Raw genomic sequence first — 5,462 nt, 5'->3', positions numbered from 1 at the left:
GGCATACGAGATACACAGCGCTGTCTCGTGGGCTCGGAGATGTGTATAAGAGACAGTGACGAGGGCGTGGTGGGGGCTCACGGCCGAGGACCTCGGCGAGCTCGTGGAGGGGCTCGCGCAGGAGGGGCTCGTCGACCGGAAGGTGGCGAGGGCGGCGAGGGCGGCGATCAAGATCGGGAGGGCGATCGGGAGGGCGAGGGGGCGGTGAGGTGGATCATGCAATCGGGGGAGTGGGAGGTCGGGGCGCGGACGGTCCCCGGCGTTCCCGGGAGGATCCCCGACTTCGCGACCGTGTGGGTGAGGTGGCGGGGCAGGGTGGTGTTGTTCTGGGACGAGGGGATCGGCAGGGCGTGAGGAGGTGCGGATCATGAGCGGCGGGAGATACAACTACTTCTATCGTGACGACCTTCGGCGGTGGGAGGCGAGCGACATCGCCGCGACCCTCGTCAGGCTCGGGTGTGAGGACGCCTCCAGGAAGGTCGCCGAGCTCGCGGGGCACCTCGAAGCGGCGGAGAAGATCCGAGCTGAGACGGAGGACGTCCTGCGAGCGGTCGAGTGGTACGCATGCGGGGACTACTCCTCGGAGACGGCGGTGCAGGTCGTCGAGGAGTGGAGGAAGAAGCGCGCGGGCTTTTTCCCATACAGCCTTTCGACCCGATCGAGCGGGACCGTGGAGTCCCTTCGTCGGGGGTGGAGCACCAACGCGGCGGAGCCTCTCCTGCGTCGCGGGGACATCGCTTGGACGAGCGAGGAATGGAGGATGTGGGCGGACTGGATGGTTCCCGAGGGGCGGTCGTTCTCCGTGTACCAGCTCGTTGACCGACCGTGCCGTGCTGTCTCCCTGGGAGTATGCCGGCCGGAGGAGTGGTCAATCACGTTCACCCAGTCGCCCGTCGCCCACTTCGTCCCCGGCGACGTCGTCCGCATCGACGGGAGCCGAACGGGGAGGGGGGCGGACGCTTTCTATTGCACCCTCTGGATGGAGCCGGGAGGTGATCATGCGTGACGACCAAGCTCTGAACGTCATCGGGTGGATCGCCGAGCTCGTCCAGGACCGCGACCGGCTGCGGAACGACGAGGATCTAGCGGACGCGGGGCAGCGAGCCCTGTCCAACGAGCTGGCTGAGGTGAGAACCATCCTCGGCTGGAAGGAGGGCGAGACCGCCGACGCCGCTCGGGCGGTCGTCGCAGAGCGCGACGTCCTGCGGGCCGAGGTGGTCCTGCTTCAGCAGGAGCTCGGACTCATCCGCGTTATGGTGGGCTGGAGGGAGGGGAAGACCGTCGACGCGGTTCGAGCCGGCCTCGACGTCTCTCGCGCGGAGGGGAGGCGGGAGGAGCGTGAGCGGATTCGCGGTATCGCCCGCGAGACCGAGGACGCGCTAGACTTCGTGCTCGACCTCATCGGAGGAGAACAGTGAATTACGACCCGCTCCGACTCGCGGGGATGACGACGTTCACCCTCGACACCCGCGTCGATCGCGACCGACACGACGACCTCCGAGCTGGCCTGTGCGTCACGTCCGTGGACCCGGTTCCGGTCACGCGGGACCCGTGGGACCCTGACGAGCTCAAGGTGTGGGCCGATGGTGGCGTGCCGATTCGGCGCACGATCAGGTTCAGAGTCGCGGTCCGCGAGGCCTGCGTCATTCGGTCTGTCATAGTGGCCGAGGACTGCGCTAGTGATTGGTTCATCGTTCAGCTCCCCAGGGGCTTCCAGGCTCCTGGAAGCGTGATGACGGTCGACGTCGTGCGGTGTAGGACCGCTCATCCTCCCTACTTCCGCTGCGTGCTCGTGGGCAACCTCGTATCGAGAAGCGAGCTGGACGTCTGGCACGCATCCCTGGCGAAAGCAGAGTGACCATGGCCGTCTACGTCGACGATATCATCGTGTACCCGGGGGCGAAACCTCCGTTCCACCGTGGGTCCTGCCACATGACGGCGGATACCCTCGACGAGCTGCACGCGGCGGCGAGGGCGATCGGGATGAGGCGGTCCTGGTTCCAGGACCACAAGCTCGCCCCGCACTACGACCTGACCCCCGCCCGGCGCGCGGACGCCGTCCGCCTCGGCGCCGTCGAGGAGACGTGCCGCGAGGGGGTCCTTCGCAGGCGCGCCGCGAGGGTCGCGGAGGGCGGCCGATGATCCCCGCCGCCGCGCTCCGCGGCCCGCGCCACGCGAGGGTCGTCTACCAGGGCAGGATCGGGCTCCATCGCTCCGTTGCGAGAATCATCGTCATGTCCTTCTTGGACTGGCAATTCTTCATGGAGTGGCAGTTCATGCCGGTCACGCTCCGAGAGGAGCGGGCGAACATCCGTCTCCCAGAGGATCGATGACCTGGGAAGTAATCGGCCCCGGCAGGTTGCCGGATGACGTACATGTGAGGTGTAGCAATTGTAACCGGACGCGCATGAAGATGACCAGGATGGCGAAGACGTACGTGAGATGGAGTTCATGACAAACATCACCCCATGGAGGATCAGTGATGAAGGCGGACATCGACGAGATTATCGCTGACTACGAGCAGGTCGAGGCCAGCCTGGCGGCTATTCTCGCGCTCGCGCTAGGTCTTCCCGCTCGCACGAGTACGCTGGCGATGGCACACGATCTCGCGCTCCATCTTCGCCAGGTCGTGGCCGATCTGGAGAAGACGTGTAAGGTCGGCGGGGTAGATCATGCGGGAGCTGCGGAAAATTATCTGTCGCTTGTGGCTCGACTGACGATGCCGCCCTCTAACCCCGTCGATCGCATCGCGTGCCGGTGTGATGTTCTCCATTCGCTGTGCAGTATTTCTTTCGTCAGGCCCTGCGGAGAGTGCGAGCTAGGAGGAGTCGTCTGTAATTCACAGGCGATTGTTTGGCTCCACGAACCTGCGCTGAACCCGCCCTCCTCTGACACTTATGGCGCCTACCTGTGCGAACAGCATGCGATATCGCTTTATCCCTCCGGACTCCACGCACCGACTGGCGTCAAGGTGGTCGGGGGATGGAGGACCACCAACATGGACCAGGCACGGCGATGGCAGCTCGGGCAGGAAGCAGCCCCCGACGGTGCGAGGGACCGCTGATGACCCTCCTTTCCCGCCCTACCTGGCCCACGCGACCCACCGCCCCCGCGGCGCCCCCGTGCCTCGACGGGCTGCGCGACTACCAGTGCGACGGCGTGGCCTGGCTCCGCTCCCGCCTCGACCGCGGCCTGTCGTCCGCGCTCTGGGACGAGATGGGCCTCGGGAAGACCGCGCAGAGCCTCCGGGCCCTCCCCCTCCGCGCGCGGTGCCTCGTCGTCTGCCCGGCCTCCGTGCGAGGGCAGTGGATCGCCGAGACGCGGCGGTGGCGCCCCGACCTCCGGCCCGCCCCCCACGAGGGGCGCCCCCCAATGGAGGGGGAGGTCCTCGTCATGTCCTACGACGCGCTACCCGACCTCGACCCGCGGTCGCCAGCTCTGTTCGTGGGGGAGGACTGGAGCCAGGTCGTCGCGATCTTCGACGAGGCTCACCGCGCGTCGAACGCCGACGCCGCCCGGACTCGGAAGGTCCGCCGCCTCGTGGGACAGTGTCGCGCGGCGTGGGCGCTCACGGGGACGCCGCTCCGGGGCACCGCCGGGGAGCTCTGGGGCCTGCTCGTCACGTTCGGACTCTCCCGCGAGGCGTTCCCCGGGGGAAGGGACGAGTACGACCGCATGTGCTCGACGACCTACGAGGAGGTCTACGTGCGCCGGCTCGGGCGGTCGATCAGCAAGCCGCGGCACGGCGAGATCGGGCCCGAGGTGGAGGAGCGCCTGCGCGCGGTGGCGCTCCGCCGGCTCTCGAAAGACCACCTCGACCTCCCGCCCGTGGAGTGGATCGACGTGCCCTGCGAGGCCCCCCGCGACCTGCGAGACTACCTGGACTCCGTCACGCCGCAGTGGAACCGCTACGACCCCGACGAGCTCCCCCCGTTCGAGCTCTACTCAGCGGCGACGGCGGCCCTGGCCCGGTCGCGGTGCGCCGCGGCCGTCGACCTCGCCCGAGACGTCGCGCGGGATCGACAGGTCCTCGTCTTCTCGGCCCACCTCGACCCGATCCACGCGGTGTCGAAGGCGCTCCGGGTCCCAGCCATCACGGGGGCGGAGAGCGATCGGGAGCGGCAGGCGACCGTGGCCCGCTTCATGGGCGGGAAGCAGCGCGTACTCCCCGCGACGATCCAGGTCGGCGGGGAAGGGCTGAACCTCCAGGCGGCGGGGGCGGGGATCCTGGTCGACCAGACGTTCGTGCCGGCGGAGACCGAGCAGGCCGTGAGGAGGTTCGCGCGGTATGGGCAGAAGTTGGACCGGGTCTTCGTCTACCGCATGGTCACCGACCACCCGCTCGACCAGCGGATCTGTCGGATCCACGACCAGAAGCGGCGGCTCGCGGCGCAGATCGTGGATGGGGGCCGATGACCCGCCTACGAAGATACAAGGGGCGCACGTTGGGATACATCAACATCGCCCTGGCGATCTGCGGTGACAGCCCCGCGGAGTTCTTCAAGGGTCGAATGAAGTCGCGAGCGAGGCGAGCTCGACGGCGAAGGATGAAGAGGGCCTTCCGTGACGTTTACTAGCGAATCCGAGGGGCGTGGCGAATCTGACGAGGCGCCACTTCATCACCCTCATCCACACCGCCCCCGGCTACCTCTTCTGGACGAGTAGCGAGGGCCGCGCGACGCGCTTCTCGCGCGCGGGGGCGCTCGGAGTCGCGGTCGACGTCTCCAGCCGGTGGTGGGCCCGCGACGTGCGCGTGATCCCGGTACTCTCCTGGGAGTCCTGGTCCGCCGACGCGCTGCTCGCCGCGGCGGCCGAGCGGTTCCCCGCGCAGATGAGGCGCATCTGCGCGGCCTACTCCGTCGTCGTGGTCTCATCGGTCGCCCAGACCCCGCCGGGTGCCGCAGCGAAGAGGGGGTAATTGGTTGCGAGTGGCGGGACTCGAACCCGCGACCTCCAGCTTATGAGGCTGGCGAGCTACCGACTGCTCTACACCGCAGGGGCAGTCCTACTCGAAGAGTGGGGAGGCGGCAAGGACGATGTAGCGCTCCGACGGGATGAGCCGTATCATCCCGCACGTGATCGCCTCCCCCGTCCACCGACGTCGCCGAGACACCCGCGGCACCCTCCGCCGCCCTCCTCCGACCGAGGCGTGCTGCGCCTCCTGCGCGGGCGGCGGTCCCTGCGCGGGGGCCTGCCCCGCGAAGGAGAAGCCGTGCTGCGCGTCGTGCGGGGAGGGCGGGCCGTGCGACTCGACCCGGCTCCCGCCCGCGGTGTACCAGGGCCATGTCGAGGTCCACGAGGGGGCCCGCGCCTGGGTCGTGCGCGCGCGAGGGCGCCTCGTCGTCAAGAGAGAGCTCGACACGTTCTACCCCGGCGAGGAGGTCGTGGCGTCGGTCGTCGAGGCGGACGGGCCCCGGGCCCTGCGCCTCCTCCGCGCGCGGGCGCTCGGCGCGACCGGCAGG

At 68.7% G+C, this 5,462-nt stretch carries 11 protein-coding genes and 1 tRNA gene; 11 read left to right on the top strand and 1 reads right to left on the bottom strand.

Going from position 1 to position 5,462, the window contains the following annotated elements; all coding sequences use genetic code 11:
* Positions 1-55: 55 nt before the first annotated feature.
* The 10 genes from QUS11_04140 to QUS11_04095 all read left to right on the top strand — a co-directional run bounded on the left by QUS11_04140 (position 56) and on the right by QUS11_04095 (position 4,918).
* The gene (locus QUS11_04140; GenBank protein ID MDM7992479.1) at positions 56-208 is read left to right on the top strand and encodes a hypothetical protein; all 153 of its coding nucleotides are present in this window, start codon (positions 56-58) and stop codon (positions 206-208) included.
* Positions 205-354 (top strand): hypothetical protein, encoded by a 150-nt coding sequence (locus tag QUS11_04135; protein ID MDM7992478.1) that lies wholly within the window; start codon positions 205-207, stop codon positions 352-354. The genes QUS11_04140 and QUS11_04135 overlap by 4 nt, the downstream gene beginning before the upstream one ends.
* Before the next feature lie 13 nt (positions 355-367).
* Positions 368-1,006 (top strand): hypothetical protein, encoded by a 639-nt coding sequence (locus QUS11_04130; protein ID MDM7992477.1) that lies wholly within the window; start codon positions 368-370, stop codon positions 1,004-1,006.
* Positions 999-1,418: a hypothetical protein gene (locus QUS11_04125; GenBank protein MDM7992476.1), complete on the top strand. Its 420-nt coding sequence runs from the start codon at positions 999-1,001 to the stop codon at positions 1,416-1,418. The genes QUS11_04130 and QUS11_04125 overlap by 8 nt, the downstream gene beginning before the upstream one ends.
* Before the next feature lie 104 nt (positions 1,419-1,522).
* Entirely contained in the window at positions 1,523-1,858 is a 336-nt protein-coding gene (locus QUS11_04120; GenBank protein ID MDM7992475.1) for a hypothetical protein, read from the top strand.
* A gap of 2 nt (positions 1,859-1,860) precedes the next feature.
* Positions 1,861-2,142 (top strand): DUF4031 domain-containing protein, encoded by a 282-nt coding sequence (locus QUS11_04115; protein ID MDM7992474.1) that lies wholly within the window; start codon positions 1,861-1,863, stop codon positions 2,140-2,142.
* Positions 2,139-2,333 (top strand): hypothetical protein, encoded by a 195-nt coding sequence (locus QUS11_04110; GenBank protein MDM7992473.1) that lies wholly within the window; start codon positions 2,139-2,141, stop codon positions 2,331-2,333. Before QUS11_04115 ends, QUS11_04110 begins: the two co-directional genes overlap by 4 nt.
* A gap of 149 nt (positions 2,334-2,482) precedes the next feature.
* Complete coding sequence (locus QUS11_04105; protein ID MDM7992472.1) at positions 2,483-3,064, top strand: hypothetical protein; 582 nt, start codon at positions 2,483-2,485, stop codon at positions 3,062-3,064.
* Positions 3,064-4,416 carry a DEAD/DEAH box helicase gene (locus QUS11_04100; GenBank protein ID MDM7992471.1) on the top strand — a complete coding sequence of 451 codons (1,353 nt, stop codon included), beginning with the start codon at positions 3,064-3,066 and terminating at the stop codon, positions 4,414-4,416. Before QUS11_04105 ends, QUS11_04100 begins: the two co-directional genes overlap by 1 nt.
* Positions 4,417-4,591: 175 nt before the next feature.
* Positions 4,592-4,918 (top strand): hypothetical protein, encoded by a 327-nt coding sequence (locus tag QUS11_04095; GenBank protein ID MDM7992470.1) that lies wholly within the window; start codon positions 4,592-4,594, stop codon positions 4,916-4,918.
* Between the two features lies 1 nt (position 4,919).
* On the opposite strand, the gene QUS11_04090 is transcribed toward QUS11_04095, so the two are convergent.
* Positions 4,920-4,996, bottom strand: a tRNA-Met gene (locus QUS11_04090).
* Positions 4,997-5,054: 58 nt separating this feature from the next.
* Between QUS11_04090 and QUS11_04085 the strand changes: the two genes are divergently transcribed.
* A partial coding sequence (locus QUS11_04085) for a hypothetical protein (GenBank protein ID MDM7992469.1) occupies positions 5,055-5,462 on the top strand: 408 nt, incomplete at its 3' end.

This window comes from Candidatus Fermentibacter sp. (assembly GCA_030373045.1).
Taxonomy (GTDB): Bacteria; Fermentibacterota; Fermentibacteria; order Fermentibacterales; family Fermentibacteraceae; genus Fermentibacter.
Note: the sequence above shows the minus strand (reverse complement) of the source record. Positions and strands in the feature narration are given on the sequence as shown.